General features: G+C 42.0%; 17 protein-coding genes. 9 read left to right on the plus strand and 8 right to left on the minus strand.

Annotated elements, in window-relative coordinates:
* Positions 1-96: 96 nt before the first annotated feature.
* From M2353_RS18845 to M2353_RS18875, 7 genes are all read right to left on the minus strand, one after another.
* The gene (locus M2353_RS18845) at positions 97-1425 is read right to left on the minus strand and encodes a GntP family permease (RefSeq protein ID WP_284725896.1); all 1329 of its coding nucleotides are present in this window, start codon (positions 1423-1425) and stop codon (positions 97-99) included.
* 24 nt (positions 1426-1449) lie between these two features.
* Positions 1450-2994, minus strand: coding sequence for a gluconokinase (gene gntK / locus M2353_RS18850; RefSeq protein ID WP_144683275.1), 1545 nt, complete (start codon positions 2992-2994; stop codon positions 1450-1452).
* Between the two features lie 185 nt (positions 2995-3179).
* A complete protein-coding gene (locus M2353_RS18855) occupies positions 3180-4013 on the minus strand; it encodes a MurR/RpiR family transcriptional regulator (RefSeq protein ID WP_034646848.1) in 834 nt (277 codons plus the stop codon).
* A 116-nt stretch (positions 4014-4129) separates the two neighbouring features.
* Positions 4130-5065, minus strand: a complete 936-nt coding sequence (locus tag M2353_RS18860) for a nucleoside hydrolase (RefSeq protein WP_268372462.1) — start codon at positions 5063-5065, stop codon at positions 4130-4132.
* 93 nt (positions 5066-5158) lie between these two features.
* Positions 5159-5641 (minus strand): DUF1433 domain-containing protein, encoded by a 483-nt coding sequence (locus M2353_RS18865; protein WP_045033679.1) that lies wholly within the window; start codon positions 5639-5641, stop codon positions 5159-5161.
* Positions 5642-5704: 63 nt separating this feature from the next.
* Positions 5705-6172, minus strand: coding sequence for a DUF1433 domain-containing protein (locus M2353_RS18870; protein WP_284725897.1), 468 nt, complete (start codon positions 6170-6172; stop codon positions 5705-5707).
* Between the two features lie 83 nt (positions 6173-6255).
* Entirely contained in the window at positions 6256-6762 is a 507-nt protein-coding gene (locus M2353_RS18875) for a DUF1433 domain-containing protein (RefSeq protein ID WP_284725898.1), read from the minus strand.
* A gap of 130 nt (positions 6763-6892) precedes the next feature.
* Between M2353_RS18875 and M2353_RS18880 the strand changes: the two genes are divergently transcribed.
* From M2353_RS18880 to M2353_RS18890, 3 genes are all read left to right on the plus strand, one after another.
* On the plus strand, positions 6893-8377 hold the full coding sequence (locus tag M2353_RS18880; RefSeq protein ID WP_342394157.1) for a lipase family protein: 1485 nt from the start codon (positions 6893-6895) through the stop codon (positions 8375-8377).
* 12 nt (positions 8378-8389) lie between these two features.
* Entirely contained in the window at positions 8390-8800 is a 411-nt protein-coding gene (locus tag M2353_RS18885) for a hypothetical protein (protein ID WP_024720438.1), read from the plus strand.
* An 82-nt stretch (positions 8801-8882) separates the two neighbouring features.
* Positions 8883-10559 (plus strand): hypothetical protein, encoded by a 1677-nt coding sequence (locus tag M2353_RS18890; RefSeq protein ID WP_008347341.1) that lies wholly within the window; start codon positions 8883-8885, stop codon positions 10557-10559.
* 16 nt (positions 10560-10575) lie between these two features.
* Here the strand turns inward: M2353_RS18890 and M2353_RS18895 are convergent, their stop codons facing one another.
* Positions 10576-11475 (minus strand): LysR family transcriptional regulator, encoded by a 900-nt coding sequence (locus tag M2353_RS18895; protein WP_025208260.1) that lies wholly within the window; start codon positions 11473-11475, stop codon positions 10576-10578.
* Between the two features lie 171 nt (positions 11476-11646).
* On the opposite strand from M2353_RS18895, the gene M2353_RS18900 reads away from it, so the two are divergent.
* From M2353_RS18900 to M2353_RS18925, 6 genes are all read left to right on the plus strand, one after another.
* Positions 11647-12642: a LacI family DNA-binding transcriptional regulator gene (locus M2353_RS18900; protein WP_057078847.1), complete on the plus strand. Its 996-nt coding sequence runs from the start codon at positions 11647-11649 to the stop codon at positions 12640-12642.
* 172 nt (positions 12643-12814) lie between these two features.
* Positions 12815-14080 (plus strand): galactooligosaccharide ABC transporter substrate-binding protein GanS, encoded by a 1266-nt coding sequence (ganS, locus tag M2353_RS18905; RefSeq protein ID WP_284725900.1) that lies wholly within the window; start codon positions 12815-12817, stop codon positions 14078-14080.
* 145 nt (positions 14081-14225) lie between these two features.
* Positions 14226-15464, plus strand: coding sequence for a carbohydrate ABC transporter permease (locus M2353_RS18910; RefSeq protein WP_045033662.1), 1239 nt, complete (start codon positions 14226-14228; stop codon positions 15462-15464).
* 1 nt (position 15465) lies between these two features.
* The gene (ganQ, locus tag M2353_RS18915; protein WP_007497274.1) at positions 15466-16308 is read left to right on the plus strand and encodes a galactooligosaccharide ABC transporter permease GanQ; all 843 of its coding nucleotides are present in this window, start codon (positions 15466-15468) and stop codon (positions 16306-16308) included.
* Positions 16309-16319: 11 nt separating this feature from the next.
* On the plus strand, positions 16320-17528 hold the full coding sequence (locus M2353_RS18920) for a glycoside hydrolase family 53 protein (RefSeq protein ID WP_284725901.1): 1209 nt from the start codon (positions 16320-16322) through the stop codon (positions 17526-17528).
* Positions 17529-17551: 23 nt separating this feature from the next.
* On the plus strand, positions 17552-19618 hold the full coding sequence (locus tag M2353_RS18925) for a beta-galactosidase (protein ID WP_284725902.1): 2067 nt from the start codon (positions 17552-17554) through the stop codon (positions 19616-19618).
* Positions 19619-19910 lie beyond the last annotated feature (292 nt).

Genomic DNA, 19910 nt, shown 5'->3' on the forward strand with positions numbered 1-19910 from the left:
CATAGCTCAATATCATTATTTTATCCTAAATTGTCAAAAGCGGCATAACAACAAGCCAAAAACAGCCCAATCCCGAAGAATTGAGCTGTTGTCCCGTTATATAAACATATTTATGATCATAATAAATACAATGGCGCTAACGGAAATGATGGTCTCCATAGCCGTCCAAGTCAAGAACGTCTCTTTAATGGTCATACCAAAATACTCTTTGATCAGCCAAAAACCAGAGTCATTGACATGAGACAAAATCAATGAACCCGCTCCTGTTGCTAAAACAAGCAGCTCTCTGCTCACATCCGGCATGGATGCAGCAATTGGGGCTACAATTCCGGCCGCTGTCATCATGGATACTGTAGCAGATCCTGTTGCCACACGAATAACCGCAGCAATCAGCCAGCTAAGTAAAATCGGTGAGATTGGGGAGTGTTTGGCTAAATCAGCAATATAATCCCCAACGCCTGAATCGATCAGTACATTATTGAACGCTCCGCCCGCACCAATCACAAGCAGAATGGAAGCGATCGGTCCCAAACAATCGTTACTAAATGACAGCACTCGGTCACGGCTCATCCCTTGTATAAAGCCAAGACTAAAGAAAGAATACACTGTCGCAATCAATAAAGCTGTTATGGGATCTCCAATGTACTTGAACATCTGATACCACATACTATCCTCTGGCAAAATAATATCCGCCAACGTGGCAAGCAGCATAAGAATGACCGGCACCAAAATGGTAAACATCGTATTTGCAAAACCAGGAAGCTTCCGATCAGCATGTCGTTCCGTGAATTGCTTTCTGAGCATCTCTGGAACTGGTTTATGTATCCGTTTTCCAATCCACTTACCATAAAGCGGTCCAGCGATAATAGCTGTTGGCAAACCGACGATGATTGAAAAGAAAATCGTTTTTCCCACGTTGGCATGATAGATGCCTACTGCTGCCATTGCAGCTGGGTGAGGCGGAACTAGCCCATGCACAACAGACAATCCTGCGATTAATGAAATCCCAATCGTCACGAGCGAAATGCCCGTTTCAATCGCAATGGTAAAGAGTAAGGGAATGAGAAGAACGAATCCGACCTGGAAAAAGACAGGTATCCCCACGATAAAGGCTACAAACATCATCGCCCAATGCACATTCTTCGTCCCAAAACGACTGATGAGTGTTTGAGCTATCCGCTCAGCGCCCCCTGACTCAGCCATCATTTTCCCAAGCATGGTCCCAAGCGCTAGTACAATCGCCAGTAACGATAACGTGTTCCCTAATCCCGTTTTAATCGATTGAATGATTTCCTGTAAATCCATTCCTGTAGCAAAGCCTACTAGCATAGAGGTAATGATCAAACTCACAAACGGATTCAACTTAGCGACTGTAATGAGAATGAGTAAAAGGACAATCGCCGCAATCACAATGAATAAAAGCATGTTCTCCCACCTTTTCCCCGATGTTTAACGATTTTGTTTTAACTGCAACGCACTAATGACATCAAATTCATCCTTCAGTTTGTCATAGAGACGCTCATATAAATAAAACAGCTCTATGTATGTTTCGTTGTTCTTCATATTTGGTTCATGGCGGGCAGAAATACGAATCCATTCCTGCACCTCTTCTATCTCTTCCATATGACCTAAACTATGAAGTGCAAGGACAGCCGCCCCAAGTGCGGAAGCCTCGTAGCTCTCTGGAACAAGCACTTCTCTGCCCATTGTATCCGCCAAAATCTGCCGCCATAGCGGGGATCTCGCAAATCCACCAGAAGCCCTGACATCCTTCGCTGGACCTGTTAAATCTCTTAGTGCCACACCGATCGAGAAAACACTCATAATGACGCCTTCTAACACGGCTCTAATAAAGTGCTCGCGCTTATGCTGAAGACCGATCCCGAAGAACGTGCCTCTTGCGTTTGGATTCCAATAAGGTGCACGTTCACCTGTTAAAAATGGAAGAAACAGCAGTCCTTCTGAGCCAGCTGGAACCTTCTCTGCAATATCAATCATCAGATCGTAAGGGTCTACACCTAGACGCTTTGCTACCTCCACCTCGGAAGACCCAAATTCATCCTTGAGCCATCTCAGCATAATTCCGCCGTTATTGGTCGGTCCTCCGACGACCCAATGCTTGTCCGTCAATGCATAGCAAAATGTTCTTGATTGCTCATCTGTAATTGGCTGATCTACGACTGTACGTACTGCACCACTTGTCCCAATCGTGACTGCTACCTCACCTTTGCCAATCGCACCAACACCAAGATTCGCTAGTACACCGTCATTTGCACCCACAACAAATGGTGTATCTTCTTCAATGCCCATTCGCAGCGCAATTTCTGGCTGAAGACCACGTAGCTGATGCGTCGTTGGAACAAGTTCAGACAGCTGATTCATCTGAATTCCTGCAATACGTAGTGCCTCCTCGTCCCATTGAAGCGTTTCCAATCGGAACAGTCCTGTTGCTGATGCGATTGAATAATCGACCACATACTGACCGAAGAAATGATAAAGGACATACTCTTTGATGGAAATGAATTTTGCTGCCTGATTGAAGACGTCAGGTGTCATTTCCTTGATCCATCGTATTTTTGAAAGCGGTGACATTGGATGGATCGGTGTTCCGGTTCTTTTATAAATTTGAAAGCCATCTAAGTCCGTTATGATTCGTTTCGCTTGTTCTGCACTTCTGTTATCAGCCCAAATGATACTGTTTGTTAATGCTTTTCCATTCTCATCCATGACGATTAAGGAATGCATCGCCGTACTAATTCCCACACCTATGAGGTTTTTTGCATCAAATGCTGCTTTCGTCAATGCGCCTCTTACACTCGCAATCACAGCATCTAAAATATGTTCAGGGTTCTGCTCAACCCATGCTGGCTGGGGGTGAATGAGGTCATAAGGAACAGAATGCTTTGATATGACTTTCCCCTGTGGTCCAAATAGAACCGCCTTTGTACTTGTTGTTCCAATATCCAAACCAATTACCGCCTGGTTTCCCTTCATCTGTATCACGCCCAATCATTGATTTGAAATAAAGTGTCGTGGTGCCGGTGTACCTGATAAATCCCATTATAGGAATATTTTTTTCGACATTCAACTACCAAAAAGAAAATAATTTTCATTTAAAACCTTAGAATCGTTACCACAACAGCATTTTTCACTAATAGAAAAATTTATTTTTGAAACCATTACACTCTTTTTTGAGAAATGGTTTCTCTCATTTGCTTTAAGTTTGTTAATGTTTCCTGCTGCCTTAAATGTGCAAGCGCAAAATATAGCACATCAATCACAGTAAGCTGGGCAAGCCTAGCAGACATCGCTTCCGTTCGGAAAGCCGTTTCTTGCGTTGATGTATACAGCGTGACATCTGCAAGCTGACTCAATGGAGAACGCTGATAGCTTGTAATGCCAATGGTTTTCGCTCCTTTTTCCTTAGCTGTTTTCATCGCATCCAGTAAATCCTTATTTCGACCAGAATGAGATATACCAAGCACTGTGCTCTTTTGATCAAGCAGACCTGCCGACATCGCTTGAAAGTGAGAATCTGTATGAACAATACAGTTGATGCCTGTTCTCATAAATTTGTGAAAAGCATCTGTGGCGATGAGTCCAGACCCACCACTGCCATAAAACTCTAAGCGCTCTGCTTCATGGATTAATTGTACGGCTTTTTCTACATCTTCTGGATTCAACAATTGAAAACTATCCTTTAATGCAGTGATGTTTGCCTGAAATACCTTTTGCATAAAAACGGCAGTATCATCGTCAAGACTCATCTCTTCATCTACATAATCAGGCTTCGTTTGGTCTATTTCCTGGGCAATAGCAATCTTCAAATCTTGATACCCCTCAAATCCAAGCCTTTTACAAAGACGAAAAATCGTTGCCTCTGAGCTCGCTGTCTTTTTGGCAAGCTCGACAATCGACAAATGGATGATGTCGCGGGGCTCACTCGTAATGTGCTCAGCAATTGCTTTCAGTTTTGGCGGCAATCCTCTGCTTGCTGCCCTTATCTTATCCATACTACTTAAACTGACAGAAGCCAATCGACTTCACTCCTTCCTCATTCATGTGAGCGCATACATTTCCTCATGTTCCCATCTTATAAAAAAGAAGCCTGTTTGCACAGACTTCTTTTTTAAGAATTCAAGACTTTGATCATTAAATCAAAAAAGCCTTCAGCATCTACATCCATACACACTTGAAGATTGCGATCTTTTCCCCATTGATGCTGAAAATCACATATCATTTGACCATCGCAGAACTCACTCTTCGTCTCCACTTCTACATGAAAAGCCTGTGTATTCACAAGTTGTTTATCAATTGCAAGACTTACAGCAAGCGGATCATGCATGGCACATGCCCACACCCCATTCCGCTCAAAATAGCGCTGGCGGTAAATGCTTGTGCTCTCTCTGATATAACTGGCTAACGTTTCATTTTGAATGGCATTAATTCTCTCATCCGTTAACAAGACCTGTCTCGTGACATCCAGCCCTACTTGAGTCAATGAAGGGAAACCAGCCTCCAGCACCAATTTCGCCGCTTCTGGATCTGCATATGTATTAAATTCCGCAACCGGTGTGACATTCCCCTGTCCCTGCACGACACCCCCCATAAAAATGACTTCTTTCACGTGATGAATCAGCTCAGGGCATTTTTTTACCGCAAGGGCTAAATTCGTTAACGGTCCTGTCAACACAAGCGTAACCTGCTTCGAATACTTCAGTACTTGGTCAATGATAAAATCAGGCGCAAAACCTTCATCTGCGGTCTTCTTAGGCTCGACATCTTTTAAAGCGCCGCCAATTCCATCCTCCCCATGCACCCGATGTTCATAATGAGGGGCTCTCAAAAGAGGCGTTACTGCACCTTTGATGACAGGGATTTCCTCTGCCTCAACCAACTCAAGCACTTTACACGTATTCAACGTCGCCACTTCAACAGACACATTCCCGCACACCGTTGTGATCCCCAACATATCAAACCGCTTACTTTTCACTGCAAGCAAAATACCAATCGCATCATCAATTCCAGTGTCTACATCCAAGATCAATTTCTTTTTATTTGCCATGTTTGAAAGCTCTCCCTTGTTTGTAAGTGTTGTTAGGGGAATGATAGCATATTTTGGAATTGATTTAGGGAATCAATCGGCTTTGTCGACTTGTTATTTCACTTTTTCTCCAATGTCTTTCAAATATTGTTCGCGTTCTTTTTTAGATAAACTATTTAGATAGTCTTCTTTCACTTGAGGATCAAAATCTTCCCAGTTCTCAAAACGATCTCCTAGTTCTGCTGAATAACTCATTGAACCGATTTCTTTTGTTCTATACTTTAATGAAGCGGAGAACTCGTACTTTTCTGGCTCATCATTTATATATCCTCTAATTACGATGTAGCCCATAGGATTAATAGTTACCCTCTCCTTAAACGTTATGGTCTTAATAAAGTGATGGATGTCTTCTTTGCGTAAACATTCTTCTATTTTAGGCTTCATTTTTTCTGCGAGCTCTTCTGCTTTTTCTTGATCGCTCTTTTCTTTTACCACATCATTTGTTTTACTTTGCTTATTGTGCTGAGTGATTAACGAAGTCACTGAGACAATGATGATAACGACCAAAACAGATACAAGTTTTATTGTGTTTTTCATGTCTACCGTTGCCACCTTCTTAATAATGAAAAATAAAAAACAGGTAGGTGATTACCTGTTTTATTATTTTTCTCCAATATCTTTAAGATACTGTTCACGTTCTTTTTCGGAGAGTCTTTTAAGATAGTTTTCCTTTAGTTCAGGTTCATCTTTGAATTTATCCCAGTCTTTAAATCGATAAGATAATTCAGGAGAAAAGGTCATGGTACCTACTTCCTTAGATCGATATTCTAATGATGCAGAGAAGTCATACTTTTCTGGGTTACCATTAATATACCCTCTAATTATTATATAACCCATTGGATTAACATTTACTCTCTTATCAAACGTAATGGTTTTAATAAAGTTGTGAATATCTATTTTATGTAAACGTTCTTCTACTTTCGGTTTCATTTCTTCTGCTTGTTCTAAATCGTTCTTCTCTTTCACTACTTCATCAGAAAAACTCTGATGAATGAACTCTACAACGAACACAGTTATTGAGATGAAGGTAACCACAATGATGATACAAAATTTCAATGTATTTCTCATGAAAAGCAAAAACTCCTTAATATACTTTTAATCAATCTACCAATGAAATTGACAAAATAAAAACAGAGAGACAAGTCCCTGTTTTACTCTTTTTCGCCAATATCTTTGAGATATTGCTCTCGTTCTTTTTCAGAGAGTCGTTTAAGATAGTTTTCCTTTAATTCTGGTTCATCTTTAAATTTATCCCAATCTTTAAAACGATATGACAACTCAGGATCATAACTCATTGAACCGATTTTTTTAGCTCTATATTGTAAAGAAGCTGAAAATCCGTACTTCTCCGGTTCATTATTTATATAGCCATCGATTATAATATCCCCCATAGGATTGATGGTCACATTTTTTTCAAACGTTATGGTTTTAATAAATTTATGAATATCTCTTTTGTGCAAGTGCTCTTCAACCTTAGGTTTCATCTTCTCTGCAAAATCTTCTGCTATTTCTTGATCACTCTTTTCTCTTTCTTCCACGATATTTTTTCCTCCTGCATCGTTTGTTTCTTTTTTCTTATCAAAGTTTAGAATAATTAACATCACCGAGATAACTACGACGAGAACTAGAACACATATAATTTTAATTGTGTTTTTCATTTATACAATATCCACCTTTTATTGATATAATACTTGCTCTTTTTTGTATAATAAGCCATGTATTTATAATAGATATTTATACCAACCTATAATATAATTAACATAGATAAATATAACAGGAGTGTTATTATTGCCCATTAAATCAAATCAATTTAAGCTTACTGACGAAGATTATAAAGAAATATCATCAAAATCTTATGCAATTAAAAACTATAAGCACTCTCAAGAGATAGAAATTAGTAATGGTCAAATAATGTATGTTGTTGACTATCAAGAGACAAAAAAAGGTCTTAATGCACTAACCCTTGTATCCGAGATTGATTTCGAGCGCTCCGATGGCGGAAAAGACCTCACCAAAATCAAAAACGCCGTCATCGCCTACCGCGGCTCAGAACCGATTGGCGCAGGCCAATATAAAGATACCATTAAAAAACATGGAAAAAAAGAGTCAGATGATCTTCTTTCTACCATTTTGACAAAGCTGCCTCCTTTTAGCCAGTCACAGACGTCAAAGGAAGTCACGACGAAGGTGACGACAGGGACAACGACCTATACAAATGAGATTGTGCAAGATTGGTTGATTTCAGATACGAAGTATTTGATTAAAAATATCCCCTTTGAACACGGCGCAGAGAATCAAATGGTGCAGGCGGACCGATATGCAAAAGAGATCCATAAGAAAATGCCGAATGCGAAGATGTATGTGACAGGGCATTCACTTGGCGGGTCAAATGCTTCTTATGTTCTTGTCAAAAATGATTTTATTAAAGGCGGGGTCACCTTTGAGAATCCGAATATTTACCCAAATCTATCGGATGGTCTGCAAGCCAAAGCTTTAAAAGGTGATTACCGTAGTAGATTAACAGAATATATCAATCTCAATGACGGGCTTTCTCTCTTAAATCGTCATACGACAGAAATCGGTCGTGTGAAAGTGATGTATGATGCCGCTTTACCTGAAGGCGTCGATTACACTGAGGACTCCTCAAAGGCCGTCCAATTTATGAAAAATCTCCTCAATCGGGCAATGAGTGTGAATCCATCACTTGATGCGAATTTATTTCTTGAAGCCCTCGCCGGCAGCCATGGCTTAGACCGGTATTCCTTTTCGTCAGATGGCTCCGTTCAAACCATTGATGATATGTTGAGAAAAAACCCTTCTCTCACTGCCGCCATGTTACATCAATTGAGCCAATCAAATGTCCACCCGCAAAGTGTGGTAGCGATTTTAATCAAGTCGCATGTTCTTATGAACACAGGTCGTAAATTCTCCACATATGCCGAGCACCATATGCAGCAAATCATTCGTAAAATTGAGAAACTCGATGACAAAGTGGATCAATCGGTGGAACGCGTCCGTTCAAGATACAAACAAATTGTCGGTTTTGGTTCGTATGACCAGCTGACGGCTTCAGATGTGGATGCTGTGATTCGCCACTTAAAAACAGAGGGTCTTGAAAATGAGTTCTATTCGGTCAAAAAATATGATGCAGCGATTGATCATGCGATGGATATGAAAAGGTGGATGGACTCAATATCAGATGATATGAGCCAGCTAGGAAAACAATACCACGATGCAGATACAACCCTTGCCAAGAATATGGGTATTTCTTAAGGAGTACGACAAATGGAATTTTCAAAGAAACAACCAACAGACGCAGATCGTTTTTTGCAGAGAGTGACAGATACGCATACATCTAGCTCCATCTTCTCTCAAGCAAACTTTAACACGGAAGATATGACACCAGCAGAGCTGGCTGCTTTGAAGGCAAAGATCAAAGAAGAACAGAAAACAGCGCTGATCAGAGCCATCCGGCATCAACTTCAAAATGAATTTGCAGAGGATCGCCAAGAAGCCAAAAAAATAGTAGATCTGATTGATGACCTTCTGATTAACGTGTACAAACATCAAAGGAACATCCAAACCCATATGTCAGGTGAAGCCATTGACGCGTTAATAGAGAAAATCGAAAAAAGACTCACATTTTTTGAGCTGAAAGAAGATGTTCAATCAGCCATTGATTCGATCGGCATTTAAATGAACCTGCCATCCGGTGAATCTTTTCCCCGTCTCACTCGTATATACTAAAAGAGTGATTGATTTGAAAGGAGATCTGTTTGTGGGATATATGTTGTTATTTTCGGTTGTGATCGGTCTTGTCCTGACCCTTTTGCTCACACCACTCAGGTTAATCGTTAGAAAGAAAGGGACTGAACAACAGGTGCCGCTTATGTGGATTGCGGGACTGGCACTGCTGTTTATCATCGGGATTTTCGGCTTCTACTACATCACCAATTTAGACCGCAACCCATCATCACTGTGGCTCATTGGACTTGTTGTGACAGCAGCAGGTGCCTTTTTATCAGTGGGATTGGAGCGGAAGATCAAGGGCGTTTTATTTCTCATATTATTGCTGCTCGGTGTTTATATGGCAACCGCTTTTCTATTTAATGCAAATGAGAAATTCGACGTGTCTAAAATGGAGCAAAAAGTCGAAATCAAAGCGTTCGATGAGACAGAAACACCTGCGAGTGTACCACCGCAATTTGCTCGCAATAAGATGAAGAAATCGTTCGGACAGGTGCCAAACACGAGTTACTACGAGCTTGGCAGCTTGCAAATTCAGAAGGTCAATGGTGAGTATGTGTATATCGCCCCCGTCGAGTTCTCCGATTTCTTTAAATGGATTCGTTCTGGCAGCACACCGGGTTACTTTACACTAAGTGCGACCGACTCATCTGCCAATCCAAAGTTTGTGAAAACCGAGATGGTCTATACGCCTTCTTCCTATTTCAATAAGGAAATTGAGCGGCATATCCGTCTTCAGTACCCAGATTTGATTTTCTATGGAGACACGCAGCTAGAGATCAATGATGATGGCAAGCCTTATTACATCCAAACATTTGGAGATTTCATCTCTGCACGAAACGGGTTTAAAGCTTCAGGTGTGGTTGTTGTGGATGCCAAAACGGGTGAAACGAAGAAATATTCCTTAGACAAAGTACCAGCCTTTATTGATGGCGCTGTGTCACCAGAGGCCGTCAGTCTGCAAAATAGTTACTTCGGCAACTATGTACATGGTTTCTGGAACAGTATGTTTGGAAAATCAGATGTGAAGCTGCCTTCAGACGAGGGAACGGAAGCCAATGTAAGTCCAGTGTTTGATTCAAAAGGGGATATGTATTACTTCACAGATTTCACCAGTCCAAAAGAGGGCGTTGATTCCATGCTCGGGTATGCACTAACAAATGCCCGAACAGGAAAAGCCACGTATTATACGGGTAATCTTGAAGAATCCTACATGGATTCACAGGGAGCTTTGCAAATTATTGAGAAACGATTTATCGAGAAGAAATGGAAGGGCCGCATGCCGATTCTTTATAATTTCTACGGGGAAGCCAGCTGGCTTACACCTGTTCTCGATTCAAACGGATTCCTGCAAAACTACTTTATTGTTTCGGCAGCCAATCCTGAAATCGCCGCATACGCTTCTACACCAAATGAAGCACTAAGAGCCTATAAAACTGCTCTTCAAAAAGGCGGCGGTACCGTCAATAGTTCATCAAAGCAAGAAAAGAAAGAGTCAACAGGCAAAGTGAAGAGGGTGTATAAGGAAAAGACCGGTGATTATACAACCGTCACCTTCTTACTAGACGATGGGAAAAACTACACCATGTCATCTGAAAAAGAGCCTCTTATTATTTATTTAAAAGAAGGGGATCAAGTCACCATGAAGTATACAGATACAGGTGAGATTTTCCTCCCAGTCGATGAAATCAACATCAAAGGGTTATAAAAGAAGACGTTTCTCCCTACTGCGGAGAAGCGTCTTTTTTCTCTTTTCTCAACAACTCAACAAGCAATTCCTTATTTTTATTCCCACCTGTCATCGGGGATTCGACATAGGAAAATGTCCGTTTAAAGTCCATTCCCCTCACAGAAATGACAGCCAATTCCCCGCCAATGCTGCCCCGCTGGAGGACATATTTAGATAAAACAGACAGCCCCATTCCATGAATGACAGCTTCTTTAATCGCTTGATTGCTGCTAAATGTCACAAAGGTCCGCGCTTTCAGGCCATTTGATTTCAGGACGTGCTGTAAGTATTCTCCTGTCCCAGATCCTTCTTCTCTTGTGATCCATGTTTCATTTTGCAATTGATCAATGGTGACATCCTTTTTCTTTGCAAACGGATGGTCTAATGGTGCAACGATATACAGTTCATCCTCTAGAAACGTTTCTACAGAGAGTTCTTTGTCATTGGTTTGTCCTTCAATCAGTCCGATGTCGACATGGAACAACCGAACATGTCTAGCGATCGCCTCTGTATTATCAATGACTACCTCAATATCAACATGCGGATAGAGCTGATGAAATTGTGCCAAAATTTGCGGCAGCACATACTCCCCAATGGTAAAACTAGCTCCAATCGTGAGCTTCCCTCGTGCCAGATGATGATGCTCATAAATATCCTGCTTCGCCTGTTCATATAAACGAATGATTTGTTTTGATCGATGGTACAGCATATCCCCAGTTGGCGTCACCGTTAATTGCTTTGGCGAACGATTGAGCAGAACCGTCTGAAATTCCTGCTCCAAGTTCTTAATGTGAAGACTGACACTCGGTTGAGAAATCCGTAGCTTCTGAGCTGCTTTTGTAAAGTTTTTCTCTTCTACCACTGTCACAAATGTCTTCAGTGCATCATAATACATCTGTCCCTCTCCTATCAGAAATCTTAATCCTACATCTTCAATACATATATCTTACTAATTCCTTTCCAACTCGTAAAGAACAGCCTAAACCAATCAATTTAATAAAAATATTTACTAATTTTTTTAAAGACTCTATACTGAAAGGAGATATTTTCTATAGGAGGTGCTGACTTGGCAGCTAAAATAAAGGACATTGCGGAAAAAGCCGGATTATCCATCGCCACCGTGTCTCGCGTACTGAACCAAGATCCCAACCTATCGGTTACGGATCAAACACGTGAGAGAGTATACGCGGCAGCAGAAGCTTTGTCCTATCAAAAAAAGACATTCAAACATTCACTAAAAAAAATTGCCTTTCTCTATTGGATGACCGAAAAAGAAGAGCTTGAAGATATTTATTTTAAATCCATTCGTCTAGGCATTGAGGAACTCACCAATACCAGAAGCTTAAATGTTACCGCTTACAACCCATCTGATGGTCTTCAATCGATTGATCCTTCTACAGAAGGCATCATCGCCATCGGTCGATTTAAAAAAACTGAGCTTGATCAATTATATGCGATCACAAAACATATCGTCTTTATTGATACATCACCAGATGAAGACCGCTTTGATTCTGTGAAACCAAACCTGAAACGAATTGTAGAAAAGATTATCGATTCTTTTATCGAAAAACAGCACACATCCATCGGATTTATTGGCGGGACAGATCTTGATCTCAATACAAATAGGCGGATTCCAGATATTCGTGAAACGACCTTCCGCCAGTACATGACAGCACACAACAAACTGGATGAACAATTGGTCTATATCGGTCACCACTTCTCTGTAGATGAAGGCTATTCATTGATGATGAAGGCGATCGACGAGCTCGGCGATCACCTGCCAACCGCTTTTTGTGTCGCAAGTGATCCTCTTGCGATAGGCTGTTTACAAGCATTAAATGAACGCGGTTTTTCTTTACCAAATCGAGTGAGTGTCTTTAGTATCAACGATATTCACGTCTCTCAATATGTGTCACCACCTCTCACAACTTATCACATCCATACCTCTTTACTTTGCGAGACAGCTGTCGATTTACTTTTAGAAAGACTTGTTGATGGCAGAACATTACCAAAAACCGTGCTGATTGCCTCAGATCCTGTCTTTCGGAAAAGCACGATATAAACAGCTGGAAGCCCTGCCGTATGTGGCGGGCTTCTTTTCTCTTTATTTCGGTAAAAAATTTTACTTAATAAATTTAATAAAATGTGTTTACTTTTTTTACTCAAGTTGATATTCTCACATTAAGAAAGCGTTTTCTTATCATCTATGAAAAAAGAACGAGAGGGGATTATGAATGAAAAAGGGAAAATGGGCGACATTATCGGCAGTCGTTGGTACTGCTGTGCTGCTACTGTCAGCATGCGGACCAGGAGATGACAATTCAAGCGGTACACAGCCGGCATCTACAGGTACAAAGACCTTGCTAGTGTGGGAGGATGTCAAAAAGTCTGATGGGATTCAAGACGCCGTCAAAGAATTTGAAAAACAAAACGACGTGAAAGTCAAAGTAGTCGAAAAAGCATATGCCGACCAAATTGAAGCGCTTCGTCTCGATGGCGCAGCCGGCACTGGTCCAGATGTCATCACCATGCCTCACGACCAAATTGGATCAGCTGTCACAGAGGGATTGTTACAAGAAATCAAACCAGATGAAAAAGTGATCAATTCCTTCACAGACGAATCGATTCAATCACAAACGATAGATGGTAAGCTGTATGGCCTGCCAAAATCCGTTGAAACCACTGTGCTTTTCTATAACAAAGACCTTGTCAAAAAGGCACCAACGACACTCGATGGCTGGTATGACCTTTCGAAAAAGCTGACAAAGGACGGGAAATACGGTTTTGTTGCGAAGTGGGATGAAATTTACTACGCAGAAAGTGTATTAGGCGGTTCAGGTGGCTATATTTTCAAACAGAAAAACGATGGTTCTTATGACGTCAATGATATTGGTCTTAATAACGATGGTGCCATCGAAGGCGGAAAATACATTCAGACATTCTTTAGCGAAGGACTTTTCCCGAAAGGCATCATTGGTGAGCAAGGAATCAATGTCCTCAATTCCTTATTCACTGAGAAAAAGGCAGCGGCTGTGATTTCTGGTCCATGGTCATTTGGTCCTTATAAAGAAGCGGGTATCGACTATGGCGTGACGGAACTGCCAACACTCCCTAACGGAAAACATATGAGCTCGTTCTTAGGTGTAAAGAGCTACAACGTCTCCTCTTATTCTAAAAATAAAGAACTTGCCGAGAAATTTGTTGAGTTTATCACGAACGAAAAAAATTCGAAAAAGCGCTTTGAAGTAACAGAGGAAATTCCACCAGTGAAAAAGCTGATGAAAGACCCAGTCATTACTGAAAACGCTAATGCGGATGCTGTTTCAAAGCAAACGAAATATGCCACGCTGACACCGAACAATCCAGAAATGGCAGAGGTGTGGAAGCCGATTGACAGCGCATTAGGGCTGATTGCGACTGGCCGTACCGATGTGAAAAAGGCATTTAATGATGCGGTCAAACAAATCGACTCGCAAATTAAAGCGAATCACTCCAAATAAACACCAAGCGCAGGTAGCTGTTCATCTGTCATGCTGCCTGCACTTGATCTAATTTCATATGAAGTAGGTGTTAGACGTGACGGGTAACCTTGAACTAGACCGCACACACATAGTGGAATCAAAGACACACCGGAGACGGGCGCTAATGTTCTCTCTTATACCCGGGATGGGGCAAATATACAACAAACAGTATGGCAAAGGGGCACTCTTTTTCCTGTTTGGCGTTTCTTTTCTACTTGTGTTTTATGATTTATTCAATATTGGCTTCTGGGGGCTGTTCACACTTGGTACGATGCTGCCTCGTGACAACTCTGTTTTCCTTTTAGCAAAAGGAATTATTGCACTTTTAACAGCTGGATTTGGCATCGGTTTTTATGTACTCATGATACGTGATGCATTTATGAACGGAAAGAAACGTGATCAAGGGGTTCCGCTTCATTCCATCCGTGCTCAATACCATCAGCTCATCGACCAAGGCTTTCCTTACTTAATGAGCACTCCTGCTTTCTTTTTACTTCTATTCTCTGTTGTCTTTCCTATTATGTTCAGCTTTGCGCTGGCCTTTACAAACTATGATTTATACCACTCGCCTCCTGCCAATCTCATTGATTGGGTAGGCATCAAAAACTTTCAAAATATCTTTTCAATCGATATTTGGAGAGACACATTCATTGATGTACTAGGCTGGACGGTTGTATGGACGTTGGCTGCATCGACCCTTCAATGTGCTGTCGGCATTTTCCTAGCGGTTCTTCTCAATCAAAAAGATTTAAAAGGAAAACGGTTTTTCAGAACGATTTTGATTCTGCCGTGGGCTGTTCCAGGATTTGTGACCATTTTGGTGTTTGCTGGATTGTTTAACGACACGTTTGGTGCGATCAACAATACCCTTTTTGCATCGATTGGAATTGATCCAAAACCATGGCTGACAGATCCATTTTGGAGCAAAATCGCTCTTATTGCGATGCAGACCTGGCTTGGTTTTCCTTTTGTGTTCATTATGACAACTGGCGTTTTGCAGGCCATTCCTGAAGATTTATACGAGGCTGCAACCATTGATGGGGCAAATTTCTTTCAGAAATTCCGTTCCATTACATTACCGCTTGTCCTCTATTCAATTGCACCTATATTAATCACGCAATATACGTTTAACTTTAACAACTTTAATATCATCTATTTATTTAATGGCGGGGGGCCACCTGTTGCTGGATCTACAGCGGGGGGCACAGACATCTTGGTGTCTTGGATTTACAAACTGACGATGCAGTCTTCTCAATATGCACTCGCTGCCGCTGTTACAATCTTACTGTCAATCTTCGTCATTGCCATTGCACTTTGGCAGTTTAAGAGAACGAATTCATTTAAAGAGGAGGACATGATGTGATATGGGATCAAAACAAAATAAGCTCATTCGCCTGAGTATTACTTATTTCATCCTTTTCATTGCCTCCGTTTGTATTCTATATCCACTCCTTTGGACGATCGGCGCTTCCTTTAATCCTGGGAACAGCCTGATGAGCACAAGCATGTTTCCGAAGAATCCAACGTTCAGCCACTTTACAGAACTCTTCTTCGGTCAGGGGGCACTTTATGCAAAATGGTATTGGAACTCAATGAAAATCAGTATTGCGACTATGCTCTTAACGTTGATCCTTGTCAGCTTTACAGGTTATGCCTTTTCTAGGTTCCGATTCAAAGGACGCAAAAATGGGCTAATGCTCTTTTTGCTGTTGCAAATGATTCCTCAATTTTCAGCGCTGATTGCCATATTTGTATTGGCTCAAATGCTTGGACTCATTAACAGCCACCTCGCATTGATTTTGATTTATGCAGGCGGACAAATTCCGATGAATACGTATTTAATGAAAGGCTATCTTGATGCGATTCCAAAGGATCTCGATGAATCAGCCAGAATGGATGGCGCAGGGCATTTCCGGATTTTCATCCAAATTATTATGCCGCTTGCCAAGCCGATTTTAGCCGTTGTTGCCATCAACTCATTTACAGGACCACTGGGTGATTTCATCATCTCCAGTGTCATTGTCCGCTCACCCGAAATGTATACGCTCCCAATCGGTCTATACAATCTTGTATCAGACAAAATGGGTGCCAGCTACACGACCTTTGCAGCAGGGGCTTTACTCATTGCGATTCCAGTTGCTTTATTGTTTCTTGTTTTACAAAAACAATTTGTATCCGGCCTCACACAAGGCGGGACAAAAGGATAAGGGGAGATTTGATGAAGAAATGGTTGCTTGTCACTGTTGTCGTTTTCTTTCTGGTGGGGTTAGGTATTCTGCCTGAAGCAAAGGCTGATACGATTTCGGTGAAACCGATCAATGGATTGCAAGGTGATTTCATCAAAGGAGCCGATATCTCCATGCTCGCAGAAGTGGAGCGAAGCGGCGGCAAATACTACAACCAAAACTGGCAGCAGGTTGATCCGCTCAAGCTATTAAAAGAGAAAGGTGTCAACTATGTGCGCATCAGACTCTGGAACCATCCATACGACAACCAAGGCCGTGCCTATAACGGGGGGACAAACGATTTAAATACCGCCATTGCTCTCTCGAAACGTGCAAAAGCACAAAACATGAAAGTGCTGCTTGATTTTCACTACAGTGATTTCTGGACCGATCCCGGTAAACAGTTCAAACCGAAAGCTTGGATCAATCTCTCCCAAAGCGATTTAGAAAAAGCTGTTGGCACTTACACAAGCGATGTACTTAAAGCGATGAAAGCACAAAATGCCCTACCAAATATGGTACAGGTCGGGAATGAATTAAATTCAGGTATGCTTTGGCCGAACGGAAAGAGCTGGGGTGAAGGCGGCGGTGAATTTGACCGACTCGCTGCTTTGCTAAAAGCGGGGACAAATGCTGTCCGCTCTGTCGATTCAAACATCAAAGTCATGCTTCATCTTGCACATGGAGGGGACAATGGTGCATCTCGCTGGTGGTTTGATGAAATCACGAAACGAGGCGTTTCGTTCGATACGATCGGTTTATCTTACTACCCGTATTGGGACGGGGGATTTAGCGGTCTTACTAACAACATGAATGATATTAGCGCCCGCTATAACAAAGATGTCATCGTGGTAGAAACCGCCTACGGCTTTACAACAGCAAATGGTGACAACCTCGATAACTCATTTAACCAAGATTCAGTCAATACGGCCGGTTATCCAGCATCACCACAAGGGCAGGCATCTTTTATACGAGATCTATCAGAAAAAATTTCACAAGTAAAAAACAATCGCGGGAAAGGGTTCTTTTATTGGGAGCCGCTTTGGATTCCAGCAAAAGGTGCTCCGTGGTCTAGTCAATACGGGCTCGCTTATATTCAAACAACCGGCACAGTCGGGAATGCTTGGGAAAATCAGGCCATGTTTGATTTCAACGGAAAAGCCCTGCCTTCTCTTGATGTATTTAAACAAATGACACCGTAATTAAACAGATAGGACGTGACAAAATGGGAAAGCGTTACCCACTCGTTCACCCAAATGTGAAAGGCTTTTTGCATGGTGGCGACTATAATCCTGATCAATGGCTTCATATGCCGGAGATCATTGACGAAGATTTTCGATTAATGAAGCTTGCACACTGTCAAACATTCTCTATCAACATTTTCGCTTGGAGCAAGCTCGAGCCAAAAGAAGGGGAATATGATTTTGCCTGGCTGGATGATATCATGGATCGCTTGGCAGCGCAGGGAGCTCACGCCATTCTCGCCACGCCAAGCGGAGCAAGACCTGCTTGGCTCTCGCAAACATATCCAGAAGTCTTACGCGTTGAAGCAAACCGCCAGCGCAACTTACACGGACTTCGCCATAATCATTGCTTCACCTCACCGGTTTATCGAGAAAAAACGAATACACTCAATCGTTTGCTTGCTGAACGCTACAAGGACCATCCAGCGCTGATCATGTGGCACATTTCAAATGAATACGGCGGCGAATGTCATTGTGATCTTTGCCAAGAAGCATTTAGAGACTATTTGAAAGACAAATACAACCATGACCTTGAAGCTTTGAATCAAGCATGGTGGACGGGATTTTGGAGCCACACCTTTACCGATTGGTCACAAATCGAGTCACCAGCACCTCACGGGGAGCACATGATTCACGGCATGAACCTAGACTGGAAGCGTTTTGTCACAGCGCAAACGATCAATTTTTATCAAAATGAAATTGAACCGCTACGAGAATTAACACCTCATGTGCCAGTAACCACCAATTTTATGGGCGACTATCCACATATGCGTCCATTCCTTGGACTGGACTATCATCAATTTGCAAAAGAAGTCGACGTGATCTCATGGGATAGCTATCCAGCATGGCATAGCGGCAGAGAATCCACTGCAGAATTAGCGTCAAACGTCGCCTTCGTTCACGATTTGTATCGTTCATTAAAGGGCGGTCAGCCGTTTCTTGTGATGGAAAGCACACCAAGCCTCGTGAACTGGCATGAAGTGAATAAGGTGAAGCATAAAGGAATGGCACACCTCTCTGCCATGCAGGCAATTGCCCACGGGTCCGACTCCGTCCTTTATTTCCAGTGGAGACAAGGTCGAGGCGCCTCTGAAAAATTCCACGGCGCTGTTGTGGATCATTCAGGACATGAACACACGCGTGTGTTTCAAGAAGTCGCTGATTTAGGAAAACAGCTGGAGCAGCTTCAACCGATTGCGGGTACATCCGTTCAACCAGAGGTCGCCATCATATATGATTGGGAAAACCATTGGGCAATTGATGATGCGCAAGGCTTAAATAATACCAACAAACGCTATGTAGAGGCTTGCCAAACTCACTATCGCAGTTTCTGGAAAAAGGGCATCCCTGTTGATATTGTCGGGATGGAAAAGGATTTCTCATCCTATCGAGTGCTTGCGGGACCAATGCTCTACATGATCAAACCAGGCGTGGCAGAAAAGATCGAAGCATTTGTCAAAGAGGGCGGCATTTTTGTGGCAACATACTGGAGCGGCATGGTCGATGAAAACGACCTCTGTTTCCTCGGTGGTTTCCCTGGCCCTCTCCGCCATGTACTTGGTGTTTGGGCAGAGGAAATCAACACATTGATGCCAGGTGAACACGTTTTAATGACCACAGGAAATGGACGCACCTACCATGTCGGGCAATATTGCGAATCCATTCACCCAGAATCAGCCTCTGTGTTAGGGCATTTTGAGAATGGCTGCTATGAAGGGCAGCCCGCCCTTACTGTCCGTCCATTTGGCAAAGGGAAAGCATACTATATGGCTTCTGAAAATGAGCAAGCGTTTTATGATGATTTTTACGAAGATCTCATCACAGGAATAGGGATAAAGCCGATCCTCTCCTCTTCAATTCCAGAGGGAGTCAATGTCCAGAAACGAACAGATGGATCGCAGGACTTTGTGTTTATGATGAATTTTACAGAACAGCAACAGAACATTTCACTAGATTCAGCGGAAAGCTATGAAAATATGCTGACTGGACAGCATACATCTCAACAGTTACAACTGAATCCTTACGAATACGTTATTTTGAAAAAATAGTGTGAAAGAAGCGTCCATCCAAAGGGCGCTTTTTACTTTTTGTTGAATCTAAATACCCATAAAATTTCTCCCGATAGTAGATTATCAATAGAAGTATTATTTTTCATCTAAATTTTTTGACATATTGAACACCGCACCATGATTGGCCCCGCCATCCTTTTTTACCATTGTATAGGTATGAAAGCGGTTGCCTAATACTCATATTTTTGATACTCTTTTTTTCAATGCAAATGTGGGATTGCATTGGTAAAAAAAAAACAAATGTAAACGGTTTATTGTAGGGGGAGGGGCT

The sequence above is a fragment of the Bacillus aerius genome (assembly GCF_029894105.1).
Taxonomy (GTDB): domain Bacteria; phylum Bacillota; class Bacilli; order Bacillales; family Bacillaceae; genus Bacillus; species Bacillus altitudinis.

What these genes read in the sequence shown, in the direction of transcription:
- M2353_RS18845 (WP_284725896.1), bottom strand. Translation starts at nt 1,425, where the DNA reads ATGCTTTTATTCATTGTGATTGCGGCGATTGTCCTTTTACTCATTCTC.
- gntK (WP_144683275.1), bottom strand. Translation starts at nt 2,994, where the DNA reads ATGAAGGGAAACCAGGCGGTAATTGGTTTGGATATTGGAACAACAAGT.
- M2353_RS18855 (WP_034646848.1), bottom strand. Translation starts at nt 4,013, where the DNA reads ATGGATAAGATAAGGGCAGCAAGCAGAGGATTGCCGCCAAAACTGAAA.
- M2353_RS18860 (WP_268372462.1), bottom strand. Translation starts at nt 5,065, where the DNA reads ATGGCAAATAAAAAGAAATTGATCTTGGATGTAGACACTGGAATTGAT.
- M2353_RS18865 (WP_045033679.1), bottom strand. Translation starts at nt 5,641, where the DNA reads ATGAAAAACACAATAAAACTTGTATCTGTTTTGGTCGTTATCATCATT.
- M2353_RS18870 (WP_284725897.1), bottom strand. Translation starts at nt 6,172, where the DNA reads ATGAGAAATACATTGAAATTTTGTATCATCATTGTGGTTACCTTCATC.
- M2353_RS18875 (WP_284725898.1), bottom strand. Translation starts at nt 6,762, where the DNA reads ATGAAAAACACAATTAAAATTATATGTGTTCTAGTTCTCGTCGTAGTT.
- M2353_RS18885 (WP_024720438.1), top strand. Translation starts at nt 8,390, where the DNA reads ATGGAATTTTCAAAGAAACAACCAACAGACGCAGATCGTTTTTTGCAG.
- M2353_RS18895 (WP_025208260.1), bottom strand. Translation starts at nt 11,475, where the DNA reads ATGTATTATGATGCACTGAAGACATTTGTGACAGTGGTAGAAGAGAAA.
- ganS (WP_284725900.1), top strand. Translation starts at nt 12,815, where the DNA reads ATGAAAAAGGGAAAATGGGCGACATTATCGGCAGTCGTTGGTACTGCT.
- M2353_RS18910 (WP_045033662.1), top strand. Translation starts at nt 14,226, where the DNA reads ATGTTCTCTCTTATACCCGGGATGGGGCAAATATACAACAAACAGTAT.
- ganQ (WP_007497274.1), top strand. Translation starts at nt 15,466, where the DNA reads ATGGGATCAAAACAAAATAAGCTCATTCGCCTGAGTATTACTTATTTC.
- M2353_RS18920 (WP_284725901.1), top strand. Translation starts at nt 16,320, where the DNA reads ATGAAGAAATGGTTGCTTGTCACTGTTGTCGTTTTCTTTCTGGTGGGG.
- M2353_RS18925 (WP_284725902.1), top strand. Translation starts at nt 17,552, where the DNA reads ATGGGAAAGCGTTACCCACTCGTTCACCCAAATGTGAAAGGCTTTTTG.